Here is a 14,992-nt window from a genome sequence, read left to right as displayed (position 1 = left end):
GGCGGCGCGGCGGCTCCTACGCCTCGATGACGAGCGGCACGAGCATCGGGCGACGGCGCAGGCGCCGGTTCACCCAGGTGCCGAGCGTGCGGCGCACGAGCTGCTGCAGCGCGTGCGAGTCGCGCACGCCATTCTGGGCGGCGTCGGCCAGGGCGGCCACGATCTTCGGCTTGACGTCTTCGAACACGGCGTCGTCCTCGGCGAAGCCGCGGGCGTGGATCTCGGGTCCCGAGATGACGCGTCCGGTCGTGGCATCCACGACGACGATGACCGAGATGAAGCCCTCTTCGCCCAGGATGCGACGGTCCTTCAGGTCGGCGTCGGTGATCTCGCCGACCGTCGAGCCGTCGACGTAGACGAAGCCGAGGTCGAGCTGGCCGGCCTCGCGCACGACGCCGTCGGTCATGTCGTAGACCGTGCCGTTCTCGCCGATGAAGACGTTCTCGGCCGGAATGCCGGTGTCGCGGGCGAGCTTCGCGTTCGCCTGCAGGTGACGGTACTCGCCGTGGATCGGCAGCACATTCGCCGGCTTCAGGATGTTGTAGCAGTAGAGCAGCTCGCCCGCCGCGGCGTGACCTGAGACGTGCACCTTGGCGTTCGCCTTGTGCACCACGTTCGCACCGAGCTTCGTCAGCCCGTCGATGACGCGGTACACCGCGTTCTCGTTGCCCGGGATGAGGCTCGAGGCGAGGATCACCGTGTCGCCCTCGCTGATCTCGATCTGGTGGTCGCGGTTCGCCATGCGGCTGAGCACCGCCATCGGCTCGCCCTGCGAACCCGTCGACATGTAGACGATCTTGTCGTCGGGGATGTCGCCGGCCTTCTTGTAGTCGACGAGCACGCCCGCCGGCACGTTCAGGTAGCCGAGGTCGGCGGCGATCGTCATGTTGCGCACCATGCTGCGGCCGAGCAGGGCCACGCGACGCCCGTTCGCGTGCGCCGCGTCGAGCACCTGTTGCACCCGGTGCACGTGGCTCGAGAAGCTCGCCACGACGACCTTCTTCGTCGCCCGCGAGATCACCTGGTCGAGCACGGGGCCGATCTCGCGCTCGAGCGGGGTGAAGCCCGGGACATCCGCGTTGGTGGAGTCGACCATGAACAGGTCGACGCCCTCTTCACCGAGTCGCGCGAACTCGCGCAGGTCGGTGAGGCGGCCGTCGAGCGGCAGCTGGTCCATCTTGAAGTCGCCCGTCGCGAGCACCGTGCCCGCGTCGGTGATGATCGCGACGGCGAGCGCGTCGGGGATCGAGTGGTTCACCGCGACGAACTCGAGGTCGAACGGGCCGAGCTCCTCGTGCTGCCCCTCCTTCACCGTGTGGGTGTAGGGCGCGATGCGGTGCTCCTTGAGCTTCGCCTCGACGAGCGCGAGCGTCAGCTGCGAGCCGATCAGGGGGATGTCGCGGCGGAGCTTCAGGAGGTACGGGACCGCACCGATGTGGTCTTCGTGGCCGTGGGTCAGCACGACGCCGACGATGTCGTCGATGCGGTCGCGGAGGAATCCGAAGTCGGGCAGGATCAGGTCGACGCCGGGCTGGTGCTCTTCGGGGAAGAGCACGCCGCAGTCGACGATGAGGATCTTGCCGTCGATCTCGTAGCTCGTCATGTTGCGGCCGACCTCTCCGAGGCCGCCGATGGGGATGATGCGGAGCGTCCCGGCTGCGAGCGGAGCGGGATCGATGACGGTGTCGGGCACAGTGCCCTCCTTACGTTGCGGTGTTCAGTTCGGTGCGACGCGCACGGCGCCGCGGATGTCTCGTGGTGGGCTCGCCCGCTCAGCGGGTCGTGCCCGCGACCTTCGGCAGTGCACCGCCGGCGGCGGCGTTGCGGTCGGGTCGGAAGTTGTGGAAGTCGACGCCCGGGATGCCGCTCACGAGGTCGATCTCGTCTTCGATCAACGCGGCCTCCCACTCTTCGGGACCGACGAGGGGCAGACGCACCCGCGGGCTCGAGATGCGGCCGAGGCCGTGCAGGATGTACTTCGCCGCGACCGTGCCGGGCACGTGCGTCATGACGGCGCGCACGAGCGGCTCGAGCTGCTGGTGCGCCTCGGTGGCCGCCCTGAGGTCGCCGCGGTTCACCGCGTCGACGATCGTGCGGTACGGCGCCGGGGCGATGTTCGCCGTGACGCCGATGAGGCCCGTCGCGCCGATCGCGAGGTGCGGCAGCACGTTCGCGTCGTCGCCGGAGAAGTACATCAGGTCGGTCTGGTTCAGCACCCGGCTGACCTCGGAGAAGTCGCCCTTGGCGTCTTTCACGGCGAGGATGTTCGGGTGCTTCGCGAGCCGCAGGATGGTCTCGTACTTGATCGGCACGCCCGTGCGGCCCGGGATGTCGTAGAGGATCACCGGCAGGTCGGTCGCGTCGGCGACCATGCGGAAGTGGGTGAGGATGCCCGCCTGCGTCGGCTTGTTGTAGTACGGCGTGACGATCATGATGCCGTCGGCGCCCGCCTGCTCGGAGTGCTTGTAGAGCTCGATCGCGTGGGCGGTCTCGTTCGAGCCGCCGCCCGTGATGATCTTCGCGCGCCCCGCGGCCACGTCTTTGCCGACCTCGACGAGCCGGATCTTCTCGGGGTCGGTGAGGGTCGACGTCTCGCCGGTGGTGCCCGTGACGACGATGCCGTCGGCACCACCCTCGATGAGGTGATCGATGTGCTTCTCGACCCCGGGCCAATCGACCTCGCCGTCCGCCGTGAACGGCGTGACGAGCGCGACGAGCACCTGTCCGAAGGGGTTTTCTTGAGTCACGCCCACCAGCGTATCGGTTCGAGCGGATGCCTCGGGGCGACGTTGCGCGCGGCGGACATTCGCGAGTTGCAGGATGAATCGGCTGACATGCCGGCGGAGGCGGCGTGTCACCGACCTCGCCCTGCAACTCGAGAACGCAGGTGGAGGCCACGGTCGACCTTCGCCAGGATCGCTGCCTCCACGAGCGGCCAGTCGTGGACGACGAGGGCGTAGTCGAACCGCAGCGTCTCGAATCCGTACGCCGCCGCGACGGCGTCGCGCACGAGATCCTTGTGCCGCTTGGATGCGGCGGCGGCTCGCGCGTGCTCGGTTCCGATCAGCGAGTCGAACCCGTCGACGTGGTTCTGCTTGCCGTCGACCTCGAGGATCAGCCGATCGCCGAGCACGAAGTCGACGCGCCCGATGCCCGGGATGTCGATCTGCGAGGCGAGCGCCAGCCCATGGGCCCGGAGTCGAAGTCGCAAGAGCGACTCGAGGCCGCTGTCGGCATCCCATCGTGCGAAGCCGACGAGCCCGCGGTGCACCTTCGGCACCCGCGACCGGATGCGTTCGATCCCGGATCGCGTGATCAGTCGCTTCCGCATCGCCGATTCGAGGGCGACGAAGAACTCCTCCTCGCCTCGGCACCCGAGCACCTGCACGAGGGCTTCGTCGAGTGCCACCGCCGGCCCCGCCAGCCGTGAGTCCGACCAGTGCGTGATGCAGCGGCACTCCGAGTGGAACCGCCGGCGTCCCGTGCGCATCATCGCGACGTGGACCGAGGCGGGCTGCTCCAAGAGCCACACGCCGTCGATTCCGAGACGACTCAGGCACCCCAACCTGCCGCCGTGTCGCACCGCGGTCTGCACCTCGGCCGGCAGATCAGCGACGCCGTAGACGCCTTCACGGAGTCGGACGACCTCACCCGCGTCGACGGCGAGCCGCAACGAGTATGCGTCGACGCCGAGTTCGGCGAGTTCGGAGGTACGCGCGACGCCGGAGAGCTCTGTGCAGAGTCGGCGAACTCGAATGGCGGAGACGGGCATGCGACGAGCGTGCCGAGTCGGGCGGGGCTCGACCGATATGCACGGCATGGGCAGTGGCTGAATCGGCTCGACACGGACCTGTGGAGGACGAGTCGGCGGCGTGTGCTCGGTGAGTCGCACGATGATCCTCGCGCCACGCCCCGCTTCCGCGGCGCGCCACGCGATCCGTCGTGCAACCGGTGAACCCGCGAGGCCGACGCGACGGCGTGTCGAGCCGGATCACAGCCCGGAACGACGCCGGGCCGCAGGTCAGACGCGGCGGTAGCTGACGAAGCGGTAGCGGATGCCGGTGCGGGAGGTGTGCGCGCCCTCGGCCGGGTCGACGGCCGCCAGGCGGAACGCCGCGGGGACGGTCGGCGCCCGGACGTCGCCGGGCTCGTGCGTGAAGCCGTCGGGATGGACGAATTCGGTCACCTCGAGCCGGTCGGCCCGGTCGATCGCCTCGGCGTAGAGCTGTCCGCCGCCGATGACCCACACGTCCTCCCCCGGCGAAGCCGCGGCGAGCGCGAGCGCCTCGTCGAGCGAGCCCGCGCGTTCGGCACCCTCGTCGGCCCAGTCGGACTGGCGGGTGACCACGATGTTGCGACGCCCGGGCAGCGGCCGGTAGCGCGGGGCGAGCGAATCCCAGGTCTTCCGGCCCATGACGACCGGAGCCCCGAGGGTCACCGCCTTGAAGTGCGCCAGGTCTTCGGGCACATGCCAGGGCATGCCGCCGTCGCGTCCGATGACGCCGCCCTCGGCCTGCGCCCAGACGAGTCCGATGCGTGCGGGGACCGGCGCCGAGGCATCCCCGCTCATACGGCGACGGCCGCGCGGATCGCCGGGTGGTGCTGGTACCCCTCGACGGCGAAGTCGTCGAACTCGTAGTCGAAGATCGACTCGGGCGTGCGGGTCAGCCGCAGCGTCGGGGGCGCGTACGGCGCGCGCGTGAGCTGCTCGCGCACCTGCTCGACGTGGTTGTCGTAGATGTGGCAGTCTCCGCCGGTCCAGACGAAGTCGCCGACCTCGAGCCCGGCCTGCGCTGCGACCATGTGCGTCAGCAACGCGTAGGAGGCGATGTTGAACGGCACGCCGAGGAAGAGGTCGGCGCTGCGCTGGTAGAGCTGGCACGAGAGCCGGCCGTCGGCGACGTAGAACTGGAAGAGCGCGTGGCACGGCGCGAGCGCCATGTCGGGGATGTCGGCCGGGTTCCACGCCGAGACGATGAGTCGGCGCGAGTCGGGGTTCTCGCGGATCTGCGCGACGACGTCGGCGATCTGGTCGATGACCTCGCCCGACGGCGTCGGCCACGAGCGCCACTGCACCCCGTAGACCGGGCCGAGCTCGCCCTGCGCGTCGGCCCACTCGTCCCAGATGGTGACGCCGTGCTCGCGCAGCCAGCCGACGTTCGACGAGCCCTGCAGGAACCACAGCAGCTCGTACGCGATCGACTTGAAGTGCACGCGCTTCGTCGTGATGAGGGGGAACCCCTCGGCGAGGTCGAACCGCAGCTGGCGCCCGAAGACACTGCGCGTGCCGGTGCCGGTGCGGTCGGTCTTCGGCGTGCCGTGCTCGAGCACGTCGCGCAGGAGGTCTTCGTACGGGGTTGCGATCGTCTCGGCCATCGCATCAAGGCTAACCCCGGGGATGCTCCGCGGCGCCGTCATCCGCCGTCACAGTCGCCGTGTCACGGCGCGCGCTGCCTACGCTCTGACCATGGATCTGCTGCCCGCACTCGCGATCGGCGCCGCACTCGTCGCCGTGGCGACCGTCGCGGGCCTCGTCTGGCGTGCGGCGCAGGGTCGCGCGGTGCGCGGATCGGGTGCGCGGGTTCGCCCCGACGAGCTCGGGGCGGCGGCCGACGGCTTCGGCGAGCAGGCGACGCTCGTGCAGTTCTCGACCGAGTTCTGCGGCCGCTGCCCGGCGGCCGCCCGCCTGCTCGGCGCGATCGCCGCCGACGAGCCCGGCACCCGCCACGTCGAGATCGACCTCACGCACCGGGCCGATCTCGCCGCGCGCTTCGGGATCAGCCAGACCCCCACGACGCTGCTGCTCGACGCCGACGGCGTCGTGCGTGCACGCATCGGCGGGGCGCCGCGGGCCGACGTGGTGCGGGCCCGACTCGACGACATCCTCGGGAGGAACCATGTCGGCATCCATTGACCGATCATCGGAACGCGCGGGCGCCGACGGAGGCATCGACCCCCGCGGGCCGCGCTTCGGGGCCGCGCTCACCGCGACCCTGCTGCTCGTGACCGTCGTGCTCGCCGTCGCCGGCGCGGAGACCACGGCGTTCTGGCTGCTCGTCGCACTCACCGCCCTCTTCGCGTGGGGAGCCTTCGCCGGCATCCGCCGGCATCCCTTCGGCCTCCTCTTCGCGAGGTTCGTGCGCCCGCGGCTCGCGCCGCCCAGCGAGCTCGAGGACCCTCGCGCGCCGACCTTCGCGCAGGGCGTCGGCTTCGCCGTCGCGGCGGCCGGAGTCGTGCTCGCCCTGCTCAGCGTGCCGTACGCGGTGCCGATCGCCGCGGGCGCGGCCTTCGTCGCCGCGTTCCTCAACGCCGCGTTCGACTTCTGCCTCGGCTGCCGGCTGTACCTGCTGCTGGTGCGGGCACGGCTGATCCGCACCGCGTAGCGCGAGGCATCCGACCGTCGATCCCGTGGCGCCGCGCACCCCGCCGAATCCGCTCGGCGCGGCGCACCGGAGCCCCGCTAGGCTGAGATCCCGGCTCGAAGTGGAGGATCCCGATGGCAATCACGAGTGAAGCGACGACGGTCTGGAAGGGCACGCTGTTCGAGGGCTCGGGTGAGGTCGGCCTCGACTCCTCGGGGCTCGCGAGCTTCCCCGTCAACTGGAAGGCCCGTTCGGAAGGCGTGGCGAACACGACCAACCCCGAGGAGCTGCTCGCCGCCGCGCACTCCTCGTGCTTCTCGATGGCCCTCTCGCTCGCGCTCGCCCAGGCCGGCAATCCCGCCGAGAGCATCCAGACGACCGCGGCGGTCACCTTCGAGGCCGGCAAGGGCGTGCTCGGCAGCCACCTCCTCGTGAGCGCGCGGGTGCCCGGTCTCAGCGAGGCCGAGTTCGAGGCCTTCGCGAACGACGCGAAGGCGGGCTGCCCGATCTCGCAGGCGCTCGCCGGCATCCCGATCACGATCGAAGCCGAACTCGCCTGAGCGATGCGGGTCCTGATCGCCGGCGCCTCGGGGTTCATCGGCGCGCCGCTCGTCGAGCGGCTGCGTCACGAGGGGCACGAGGTCGTCAGGCTCGTGCGGCGGCGGGCGCAGGCCGACGACGAGGTGTCGTGGTCGCCGGCGGCGGGCATCATCGACTTCACGGTGATGGACCGGGTCGATGCGGTCGTGAATCTCGCAGGCGCGTCGCTCGCGCGGCTGCCCTGGACGAAGGGCTACCGCGGCGAGATCCTCGATTCCCGGATCGGCGTGACGCGCACGCTCGCCGATGCGATGCGCAAGTCGAGGAAGCCACCGTCGGTGTTCCTCAGCGCCTCGGCGGTCGGCTACTACGGCGATCGGCCGGGCGAACTGCTGACCGAGTACTCGAGCGCCGGCACGGGGTTCCTCGCGGAGGTCGTCGCGAAGTGGGAGCAGGCTGCGACCCTCGCGCCTGAAGAGACCCGAACCGTCAATGTGCGCACGGGGCTCGTCGTCGGGCAGGGCGGCGCGATGCAGCGCGTCGGCACGCTGACGAAGATGGGCGTCTCGGGGCGGCTCGGCACCGGCGGCCAGCACTGGCCGTGGGTCGCACTCGACGACGAGGTCGGCGCACTCGTGCACCTGCTCGATTCGAAGCTGTCGGGGCCGGTGAACTTCACGGGTCCGACGCCGGCGACCGCCGATCGGGTGATGACGGCGATGGCCGAACGCATGAAACGTCCTTACGCCTTCGCCGTGCCCGAGCGAATGCTCGAGCTCGCCCTCGGCCGTGCTGCCGACGAACTGCTGCTCTCGAGCCAGAAGGTCAGGCCGCAGCGCCTCATCGACGACGGCTACCGCTTCACCCACCCGACGGTCGAGTCGGCGCTCGACGCGATGCTCAGCGCGCAGCGCGATCGAGCTCGATAGCCTGCCGCACCGCCTGACGTGCGCGGCGGCGGTCTCCGGCCGCGTCGTACGCGAGGCCGAGTCGCAGCCAGGCGCGCCACGAGTCGGGTTCGGCCTCGGCGTCGTCTTTGAAGCGAGCGAACTCGGCGCCGGCCGCAGCGCGGTCGGCGCGGCCGCTCGGCAACAGGGGCAGCCCGAGGTCGAGCCCGCCTTCGGCCTCGAGACGCTTCATGAGCGCCTGCGAGCGGATGCCGAACGCGAGCTCGCGCCACAGCGCCCACGCCGCGATGACGGGCAGCACGATGAGCGCGACCCCCATCGCCACGGCCACCGGCTCGCCGGTCGTGATGAACTGCACGGCGCGCCAGCCGACGAGGGCGAGGTAGAGCGCGAGCAGGGCGGCCATGATCAAGGCGCCCGCCTTGACGGTCATCGGATCGCGCCCGGCAGCCCGAGGTCGAGCAGCGCGTCGAGGCCGACGCTGACCCCGGATGCCTCTGGCGCGCGCCGCAGCGCGAGCAGGATTCCCGCTTCGTACGAGCTCGGCGAGAGGGTCGAGTGGGTGAACGAGAGCGTCTCGCCGTCGCCGCCCATGATGACCCGCTGCTCGGCGAGCACGCCCGACATGCGCAGGCTGTGCACGGGAACGCCCGAGACGAGCTGACCCCGCGCGCGCTGGTCGGCGTGAGGCGCCGCGACCGGCCCGGCCGGGCCGCGGCCCTCGCCGATGAGCTCGGCGGTGCGCACCGCGGTGCCCGAGGGCGAGTCGACCTTGCCGGCGTGGTGGGCCTCGATGATCTCGATCGAATCGAAGTAGGGGGCGGCGAGCGCCGCGAACGCGGTCGCCAGCACGCTGCCGATCGAGAAGTTCGGCACGAAGAGCACTGCTCGGCCATCGTCGCGCGCACGCACCGAGCGGGCGACCTCGGCGATGCGATCGCTCGACCAGCCCGAGGTGCCGACGACGATAGGGATGCCGGCGCCCACGGCGAACTCGACGATCGACGAGCTCGCGGCGGGGTGGGTGACGTCGAACGCGACATCGGCCCCGAGCATCTCGTCGAGGCTCGAACGGGAGTCGAGCGCCGCGTGCAGTTCGAGGTCGTCGGCCGCCTCGATGAGTCGGATCGCCAGCTGCCCCATCTTGCCCGTGGCTCCGGCCACGGCGACCTTGATCGTCACCGGGCCAGCCTAGCAAGCGGCCAATATGCTCGAGGCATGCTGCGATTCCGCGACGCCGCCGTCACCGACCCCGACGCCCACGCCCTGCTCGAGGCCTACTTCGCCGAGCGTGCGCTCGGCTTCCCGGCCGAGCAGGGCGAGTACCGCCCGACCTTCCCGGATGCTGCTCAGTTCACGCCGCCCGCAGGCGTCTTCCTCGTCGTGGTCGACGACGAGCACGGCGGCGAACTCGTCGGTTGCGGCGGCGTGCGGCGCATCCAGCGGCGGCCCGAGACCAACGAGGTGCGCTTCGAGGTGAAGCACCTCTGGCTCGCACCCGCGGCGCGCGGCCGCGGCGAGGGGCGCAGGCTGCTCGAGGAGCTCGAGCGCCGTGCGGTCGAGTTCGGCGCTCAGGAGCTGGTGCTCGACACGAACGCGAACCTCGAGGCAGCGGGCGGCCTCTACCGCTCGGCCGGGTACTCCCCCGTCGAGCCGTACAACGCCAACCCGAACGCGACCGATTGGTTCGGCAAGCGGGTCTGAGGTCCGGTTCCGGCCCGTCCCAATGCTCTCCTCGCGCGACCGCCGCGGAGCTCAGATCGCGACTCTTCGGGAGGTGTGAGCGATGAGCTCTTCGCGGCTCTATTCGCCCGGTCTCCCCAATCGATGCGGAACGATCCCTGCCTGCGTGTAGCGGGACCATCCGTCGCCATCGGGCGCGTCCCATTGGAAGCTTCGGCCTGCACGATTCAGCCGATCGTGCTCGTCGGTGGTGACCCAGCACTTCTCCAGAAGACTGTCGAAGATCGCGAGCAGGTGAGCCGGCGATCTAGCTGGGCCGCCCGCGATCGGCACACTACCGGAGTTCGAGCGCGGGTCCGCCTGAGCGGGGTCAACAATCTCGATCACGATCCGTTTCATTGGGATGACGTGCTCGACAACTCGCTGATTGCGCTCGAGTCGTATCGCATCATCCGTCGCGAACGCCACTTCATGCGCCCTGTCCAGCCTCTGCAACATCTGACGGAGTCGACGCGGGTACCCGTTTGATCCCTTCGACCACAACCGACCGCCGCTTGCGAGGAACGGACGAACTTCGGCTTCAATGAATGCGAACGCTTCGGTGGCGATCCGAAGACGGCGCTCATCGTCGCTCAGGCTGTCCATTGCACAATCCTTGCACCCCGCGGTGACGTGACGCAGGCAACGATTCGAGCCGTGCGAACACCAATCCGAACTCGAACGGCTCGTTCGGCAAGCGGGTCGGAGGATCGAGCCGCGACGCGCCGCGCTGTGCCACCGCCGCCGGAGGCGATCAGATCACGTACGGCTCGGGCAGCCCCGTGCGCAGCTCGGGCGGCAGGTGCGCGAGGTCGTTGTGCGTGACGAGGCTCCACGGGCGGCCCGGCTTCTGGGTGAGCACCGTCAGCCCGCAGTTCGCCTGGTTGATCGAGACCCAGCGCCAGTCGGGTGCGCCCAGCACCTCGCGCACGAACCAGGCGATGACGAAGTTGTGGGTGATCAGCAGCTCGTGGCGGTCCTCCCGGTGCGAACGGAGGAACTCGGCGACGGCGTCGGCCATCTGCGCACTGCCGGCCTCGATCTCCTCCTCGGTGACCGAGCCGAAGAACGGGTCGTAGACCTTCGGCGTCTCAGGAGCCGGGCCGGACGGGATGCAGTCGAACAGCAGCGGCGAGGGCTCGGGGTCGAGCGCCGGCATCTTCGCCGCGATGATCTCGGCCGTCTCGGTCGCGCGCTGCAGCGGCGAATGCCAGGCGTGATCGAAGGGGATGCCGCCGAGGCGCTCGGCGAGCATCTCGGCCTGACGGCGACCGCGGGGCGACAGCGGCCCGTCGGGCAGGCCGTGCTCGGCGTCGATCTGCTCGCCATGTCGCACGAGGTAGAGGTGGTGGGCCACGGGCTTGCTCCTGTAGGGGGTCGCGTCGCTCAGGCGACGTCGGTGCTCGGCGCGAGCTGATCGGCTGCGCCGGTGAACGCCGATTCGTCGATCGCGCCGACGGCGACGAGCGAGAACGGCTGGGCGGCGAGGTCGCTCGCGAGCGCCTGCACGTCGTCGACGGTGACGCGTGCGACGCGCCGGAGCGCCTCGTCGAGGTCGACGAATTCGCCGAGCGTGAGTTCGGAGCGCCCGAGTCTCGACATGCGCGTGTCGGAGTCTTCGAGCGCGAGGGCCGATGCGCCGGCGAGCTGGCCTGCGGCGCGGCGCAGCTCATCGGCCGTCACGCCGTCTCGGGCGAGGCGGTCGAGCTCTTCGCGCATGAGGAGCGCGACGGTACCGGCCTTGGCCGGTGCGCACCCCGCATACATGCCGAAGAGCCCCGCATCGGAGTACGCCGGCGCGAAGGAGTAGACGGAGTACGCGAGGCCGCGCCGCTCGCGGATCTGCTGGAACAGGCGCGACGACATGCCCGACCCGAAGATCGCGTTGAGCACGCTCATGGTCACCCTGCGCTCGTCGGTCGCGACGAGCGCAGGCGCACCGAGGAGCAGGTTCACCTGCTCGGTGGGACGTTCGACGACCGTCAGCGGCTGCCCCGGCGCAAGCGCCGCGGGCAGGATCGCCCGACGCGCGACGGGCTCGCCCGGCTCGTCGAGGTTCCAGCCGCCGGCGGTGAGCGCGCGGCCGAGCTCGGCGATGAGCTCGTCGTGGTCGACGGCGCCGGCGACGCTCACGACCAGGTCTTGCGGGCGGTAGTTCGCCCGGTAGTGCTCGGCGACCGCGCCGCGGGTGGCTGCCTGGATGGTGCCGGTGTTGCCGCCGATCGGGCGGCCGAGCGGGTGGGCGCCGAGCACGGCCTGGAAGAAGCGCTCGTTCGCGACGTCGGCGGGGTCGTCGCCCGCCATCGACAGCTCTTCGAGGATCACCCCGCGCTCGGTCTCGAATTCGCCGGGGTCGAGGAGCGAGGAGGTGAACATGTCGGCGAGCACGGTGATCGCCATCGGCAGGTCTCGGTCCTGCACCTTGGCGTAGTAGCAGGTGTACTCCTTCGCGGTGAGCGCGTTGTGCTCGCCGCCGACCGCGTCGAAGGAGATCGCGATGTCGAGCGCGGTGCGGCTCGGAGTGCCCTTGAAGAGGAGGTGCTCGAGGAAGTGGGTCGACCCGAGACTCGCGGGGCCCGAGGCATCCGCATGCTGCTCGTCACGCGAACCGACCGCGACCCAGAAACCGATCGTCGCGCTGCGGCTGCCGGGAACCTGCTCGCTGAGCACGCGCACCCCCGAGGGGAGCACCGAACGTCGCACGCGCGAGCCGCCCGTCGCCTCGAAGGAGAGCTCGGCCTGGCCGAGAGGGAGGTCGACGGCGCCGTTCATCCTGAACAGCCTATGTCACTCCCCCGTCGAACGCAGGGTCGGGATCACGCCGAGGCGCGATCGAGTTCGACGAGTTCGGATCGGGTCAGCTCGACCGCGGCAGCGGCGAGCAGCGCATCGACCTGTTCGGGCTTCGTCGCACTCGCAACCGGCGCCGCCACGGTCGGCTTCGCGAGCAGCCACGCGAGGGCGATCGTCGCGGGCTGCACTCCCCGGGCGAAGGCCACGGCGTCGAGCGCGGCGAGCACCCGGTGTCCTCGACGACCGAGGTGGTGCGCCTGGCGCGCCCCACGGGCATCGTGCCGGACATCGGCGCGACGGCGCACCTGGCCGCCGAGGAAGCCGTTCGCGAGCGCGAAGTACGGCAGCACCGCGAGGCCCTGCGCGTGCGCCACGAGTTCGGGCGCCCCTTCGAAGGGACGACGCTCCATCAGGTTGTAGCGGGTCGTGAACGCCTGGAAGCGCGGCAGCCCGTTCGCGCCGAGCACCCGGGCCTCGATGAGGCGCTCGGGGCTGAAGTCGGAGGCGCCGATCGCGCCGACCTTGCCCGCAGCGATGAGGGCGTCGATCGCGCCGAGGCTCTCCTCCAGGGGCACCTCGGGGTCTTCGCCGTGGAAGTGCACGAGCTCGAGGCGCTCGACGCCGAGCCGCATGAGCGAGGCGTCGACCGCGGTGTTGATCTGCGCGGGCGCGAGTCCGGCGGCGTCGGGGTGGCGACCGATCTTCGTCATGACGTGAACCCGGTCGCGGGTGCCCCTCGAGTCCATCCACATGCCGAGGATCGACTCGCTCCGCCCGGCGGCGTAGCTGTCGGCCGTGTCGATGAGCGAGCCGCCGACGGCGACGAAGCGATCGAGCACGGCGAAGGCCTGCTCAGCGCCGAGCGTCCACCCGAAGGTGCTCGCGCCCAGCACGATCGGATGCGCCGTGAGTCCCGTGTCGCCGATCGCGACGCGGGCGGGAACCGTGATGGGCCCCGACAACGGGTTGGACGCGATCGTCTCGACGCGTGCGCGCGCGGCGTCTCCGCTCATGATCGCGCCGGATGCCCCCGTGCCCGCCTCGCTCGCGAACTCGTCGATCTCGTACTCGACGACCGCTGCCCCCGCAACGCTCGCCGAACCCGGCCGGTAGCTGTGTCGTCTCGCCACGCGTCCCCTCCTCCCCAGGATTGGGTTCGAGAATACGCAGGCCGTCCCCCGTTTCGGGTGCTGACGACGCAACAACGGATGAACCGTTATCGAATCGTTTGATGACGACCCGGATCCGTGCCCTCATCGGGGACGGTCACGCGCGACGCAGGACCGCCTCGGCCTGCGCGAGCAACGGCGCATCGACCATCGCGCCACGGAACGCGAAGACCCCCCGCTCGCCCCGCGCCGCCTCGAGCACCGAGCGCGCCCACTCGAGCCGATCGGGGCTCGGCCGGTACGCCTGCCGCACCACCTCGACCTGTGCGGGGTGGATGCACGCGGTCGCGGCGAACCCGACGGCCGCGGCATCCTCGGCCTCGTCACGGAGGCCCTCGGTGTCGGCGATATCGAGGTGCACCGCGTCGATCGCGGCGAGGCCGTGCGCTCCGGCCGCGAGCAGCACGCGCGAGCGCGCATGCCGGGCGACCTCGCGGTACGACCCGTCGGCCACCCGGCTCGACGACCCGCCGAGCGAGGCGACGAGGTCCTCTGCGCCCCACATGAGCGCCGACACGTTCGGAATCGCGGCGATCTCGGGCGCGGCGAGCACCCCCTTCGCGGTCTCGCAGAGCGCGATCACCTCGAACTCGGCGAGGTCGACGAGATCGGCGGTGCCCTCGCACTTCGCGAGCATCACCGTGCGGTAGTCGGTCGCGGCGAGCGCGGCGAGGTCGTCGGCGAATCCGTCGCCGCTCGCAGGGTTCACCCGCACGATCACCCGCTCGGGGTCGAGCGGCGTCGAGACGAGCGCGACCCTCGCCGCGTGCTTCGCGTCGGGAGCGACCGCGTCCTCGAGGTCGATGATCACGGCGTCGGCCCGGTCGAGGGCCTTCGCGTAGCGCTCGGGGCGATCGGCCGGGCAGAAGAGGATCGCGGGGCCGAAACGGAATACCGGATGCGTCGACATCATTCCTCCTCGTCGGTGTCCCCGTGCGCCGCGGCCCGCCGTGCCCCGCGCGCGGGCGCCGCCGGCGCGGCCGCCTGCCGCTCCCCCGCCTCGCGCATCCACATGAGGACGGAGCGGCGGGCGCGGGCGACCTCGACGCCGTGCTGGTTCCGGCCGACGTGCTGGAGCGTGACGATGCCCTGCCCCGGCCGCGACGCGGATTCGCGCACCTCGACGACGACGGTCTCGCTGTAGAGCGTGTCGCCGTGGTACAGCGGCGCCGGGAACGCGACCTCGGTGAAACCGAGGTTCGCGACGATCGTGCCCTGCGTGAGCTGCGCCACCGAGGCGCCCACGATCGTCGCCAGCGTGAACATCGAGTTCATGAGCCGCTCGCCGAACGGCTGCGTCTCGGCCCACGCGGCGTCGAGATGCAGCGACTGCGTGTTCATCGTCAGCGTCGTGAACAGCACGTTGTCGGCCTCGGTCACGGTGCGACCCGGTCGATGCAGGTAACGGGTGCCCGGTTCGAACTCCTCGAACCAGAGTCCGCGCTGCAGCACCTCGCGGTGCACCTCGGGCAGCTCGGTCGATCCCCCGGCCATCAGC

The 14,992-nt window shown here is 70.8% G+C and carries 17 protein-coding genes and 1 pseudogene; 5 read left to right on the top strand and 13 right to left on the bottom strand.

The genetic code is table 11. The features are described from left to right. Positions 1–16: 16 nt before the first annotated feature. The 5 genes from GQQ93_RS02960 to GQQ93_RS02940 all read right to left on the bottom strand — a co-directional run bounded on the left by GQQ93_RS02960 (position 17) and on the right by GQQ93_RS02940 (position 5,376). Entirely contained in the window at positions 17–1,693 is a 1,677-nt protein-coding gene (locus GQQ93_RS02960) for a ribonuclease J (protein ID WP_157422705.1), read from the bottom strand. A gap of 79 nt (positions 1,694–1,772) precedes the next feature. After that, positions 1,773–2,747: a 4-hydroxy-tetrahydrodipicolinate synthase gene (dapA, locus tag GQQ93_RS02955; RefSeq protein ID WP_157422704.1), complete on the bottom strand. Its 975-nt coding sequence runs from the start codon at positions 2,745–2,747 to the stop codon at positions 1,773–1,775. Between the two features lie 107 nt (positions 2,748–2,854). Beyond that, on the bottom strand, positions 2,855–3,772 hold the full coding sequence (locus GQQ93_RS02950) for a type IV toxin-antitoxin system AbiEi family antitoxin domain-containing protein (RefSeq protein WP_170296102.1): 918 nt from the start codon (positions 3,770–3,772) through the stop codon (positions 2,855–2,857). 249 nt (positions 3,773–4,021) lie between these two features. After that, positions 4,022–4,570 (bottom strand): dihydrofolate reductase, encoded by a 549-nt coding sequence (locus GQQ93_RS02945; RefSeq protein WP_157422702.1) that lies wholly within the window; start codon positions 4,568–4,570, stop codon positions 4,022–4,024. Then, positions 4,567–5,376 carry a thymidylate synthase gene (locus GQQ93_RS02940; RefSeq protein ID WP_157422701.1) on the bottom strand — a complete coding sequence of 270 codons (810 nt, stop codon included), beginning with the start codon at positions 5,374–5,376 and terminating at the stop codon, positions 4,567–4,569. Before GQQ93_RS02940 ends, GQQ93_RS02945 begins: the two co-directional genes overlap by 4 nt. A gap of 91 nt (positions 5,377–5,467) precedes the next feature. Between GQQ93_RS02940 and GQQ93_RS02935 the strand changes: the two genes are divergently transcribed. The 4 genes from GQQ93_RS02935 to GQQ93_RS02920 all read left to right on the top strand — a co-directional run bounded on the left by GQQ93_RS02935 (position 5,468) and on the right by GQQ93_RS02920 (position 7,831). After that, entirely contained in the window at positions 5,468–5,914 is a 447-nt protein-coding gene (locus GQQ93_RS02935; protein WP_157422700.1) for a TlpA family protein disulfide reductase, read from the top strand. Next, positions 5,898–6,383 carry a DUF4395 domain-containing protein gene (locus GQQ93_RS02930; RefSeq protein ID WP_157422699.1) on the top strand — a complete coding sequence of 162 codons (486 nt, stop codon included), beginning with the start codon at positions 5,898–5,900 and terminating at the stop codon, positions 6,381–6,383. Before GQQ93_RS02935 ends, GQQ93_RS02930 begins: the two co-directional genes overlap by 17 nt. Positions 6,384–6,496: 113 nt before the next feature. Then, positions 6,497–6,922, top strand: a complete 426-nt coding sequence (locus GQQ93_RS02925) for an OsmC family peroxiredoxin (protein ID WP_157422698.1) — start codon at positions 6,497–6,499, stop codon at positions 6,920–6,922. A 3-nt stretch (positions 6,923–6,925) separates the two neighbouring features. Beyond that, complete coding sequence (locus GQQ93_RS02920; protein WP_157422697.1) at positions 6,926–7,831, top strand: TIGR01777 family oxidoreductase; 906 nt, start codon at positions 6,926–6,928, stop codon at positions 7,829–7,831. Here GQQ93_RS02920 and GQQ93_RS02915 read toward each other — a convergent pair. After that, entirely contained in the window at positions 7,803–8,243 is a 441-nt protein-coding gene (locus tag GQQ93_RS02915; RefSeq protein WP_157422696.1) for a hypothetical protein, read from the bottom strand. The two genes, GQQ93_RS02920 and GQQ93_RS02915, sit on opposite strands and share 29 nt — an antisense overlap. Then, positions 8,203–8,992 (bottom strand): annotated as a pseudogene (gene dapB / locus GQQ93_RS02910) (4-hydroxy-tetrahydrodipicolinate reductase); the annotation flags it as partial. The pseudogene dapB and the gene GQQ93_RS02915, both read right to left, overlap by 41 nt. Before the next feature lie 36 nt (positions 8,993–9,028). Between dapB and GQQ93_RS02905 the strand changes: the two are divergent. After that, positions 9,029–9,514, top strand: a complete 486-nt coding sequence (locus GQQ93_RS02905; protein ID WP_157422694.1) for a GNAT family N-acetyltransferase — start codon at positions 9,029–9,031, stop codon at positions 9,512–9,514. 99 nt (positions 9,515–9,613) lie between these two features. Here GQQ93_RS02905 and GQQ93_RS02900 read toward each other — a convergent pair whose 3' ends face one another. The 6 genes from GQQ93_RS02900 to GQQ93_RS02875 form a co-directional block, all read right to left on the bottom strand. Beyond that, entirely contained in the window at positions 9,614–10,138 is a 525-nt protein-coding gene (locus GQQ93_RS02900; RefSeq protein WP_157422693.1) for a hypothetical protein, read from the bottom strand. Between the two features lie 148 nt (positions 10,139–10,286). Beyond that, complete coding sequence (locus GQQ93_RS02895) at positions 10,287–10,889, bottom strand: histidine phosphatase family protein (protein ID WP_157422692.1); 603 nt, start codon at positions 10,887–10,889, stop codon at positions 10,287–10,289. 29 nt (positions 10,890–10,918) lie between these two features. Next, the gene (locus GQQ93_RS02890) at positions 10,919–12,304 is read right to left on the bottom strand and encodes a M16 family metallopeptidase (RefSeq protein WP_157422691.1); all 1,386 of its coding nucleotides are present in this window, start codon (positions 12,302–12,304) and stop codon (positions 10,919–10,921) included. 44 nt (positions 12,305–12,348) lie between these two features. Further along, positions 12,349–13,455 carry an aldo/keto reductase gene (locus GQQ93_RS02885; protein WP_246192030.1) on the bottom strand — a complete coding sequence of 369 codons (1,107 nt, stop codon included), beginning with the start codon at positions 13,453–13,455 and terminating at the stop codon, positions 12,349–12,351. A gap of 136 nt (positions 13,456–13,591) precedes the next feature. After that, positions 13,592–14,404: an HpcH/HpaI aldolase/citrate lyase family protein gene (locus GQQ93_RS02880; protein WP_157422690.1), complete on the bottom strand. Its 813-nt coding sequence runs from the start codon at positions 14,402–14,404 to the stop codon at positions 13,592–13,594. After that, positions 14,404–14,988, bottom strand: a complete 585-nt coding sequence (locus GQQ93_RS02875) for a MaoC family dehydratase (protein WP_212277232.1) — start codon at positions 14,986–14,988, stop codon at positions 14,404–14,406. Before GQQ93_RS02875 ends, GQQ93_RS02880 begins: the two co-directional genes overlap by 1 nt. Positions 14,989–14,992 lie beyond the last annotated feature (4 nt).

This window comes from Agromyces lapidis, from assembly GCF_009749405.1.
Classification (GTDB): Bacteria; Actinomycetota; Actinomycetes; order Actinomycetales; family Microbacteriaceae; genus Agromyces; species Agromyces lapidis.
The sequence above is the reverse complement of the archived record's forward strand: the minus strand, read 5'-3'. Positions and strand labels throughout refer to the sequence as shown.

Excerpts from the sequence above, each read along its gene's own strand:
- GQQ93_RS02950 (WP_170296102.1), bottom strand. The coding sequence starts at position 3,772 with ATGCCCGTCTCCGCCATTCGAGTTCGCCGACTCTGCACAGAGCTCTCC.
- GQQ93_RS02945 (WP_157422702.1), bottom strand. The coding sequence starts at position 4,570 with ATGAGCGGGGATGCCTCGGCGCCGGTCCCCGCACGCATCGGACTCGTC.
- GQQ93_RS02940 (WP_157422701.1), bottom strand. The coding sequence starts at position 5,376 with ATGGCCGAGACGATCGCAACCCCGTACGAAGACCTCCTGCGCGACGTG.
- GQQ93_RS02935 (WP_157422700.1), top strand. The coding sequence starts at position 5,468 with ATGGATCTGCTGCCCGCACTCGCGATCGGCGCCGCACTCGTCGCCGTG.
- GQQ93_RS02930 (WP_157422699.1), top strand. The coding sequence starts at position 5,898 with ATGTCGGCATCCATTGACCGATCATCGGAACGCGCGGGCGCCGACGGA.
- GQQ93_RS02925 (WP_157422698.1), top strand. The coding sequence starts at position 6,497 with ATGGCAATCACGAGTGAAGCGACGACGGTCTGGAAGGGCACGCTGTTC.
- GQQ93_RS02920 (WP_157422697.1), top strand. The coding sequence starts at position 6,926 with ATGCGGGTCCTGATCGCCGGCGCCTCGGGGTTCATCGGCGCGCCGCTC.
- GQQ93_RS02915 (WP_157422696.1), bottom strand. The coding sequence starts at position 8,243 with ATGACCGTCAAGGCGGGCGCCTTGATCATGGCCGCCCTGCTCGCGCTC.
- GQQ93_RS02905 (WP_157422694.1), top strand. The coding sequence starts at position 9,029 with ATGCTGCGATTCCGCGACGCCGCCGTCACCGACCCCGACGCCCACGCC.
- GQQ93_RS02900 (WP_157422693.1), bottom strand. The coding sequence starts at position 10,138 with ATGGACAGCCTGAGCGACGATGAGCGCCGTCTTCGGATCGCCACCGAA.
- GQQ93_RS02890 (WP_157422691.1), bottom strand. The coding sequence starts at position 12,304 with ATGAACGGCGCCGTCGACCTCCCTCTCGGCCAGGCCGAGCTCTCCTTC.
- GQQ93_RS02880 (WP_157422690.1), bottom strand. The coding sequence starts at position 14,404 with ATGTCGACGCATCCGGTATTCCGTTTCGGCCCCGCGATCCTCTTCTGC.
- GQQ93_RS02875 (WP_212277232.1), bottom strand. The coding sequence starts at position 14,988 with ATGGCCGGGGGATCGACCGAGCTGCCCGAGGTGCACCGCGAGGTGCTG.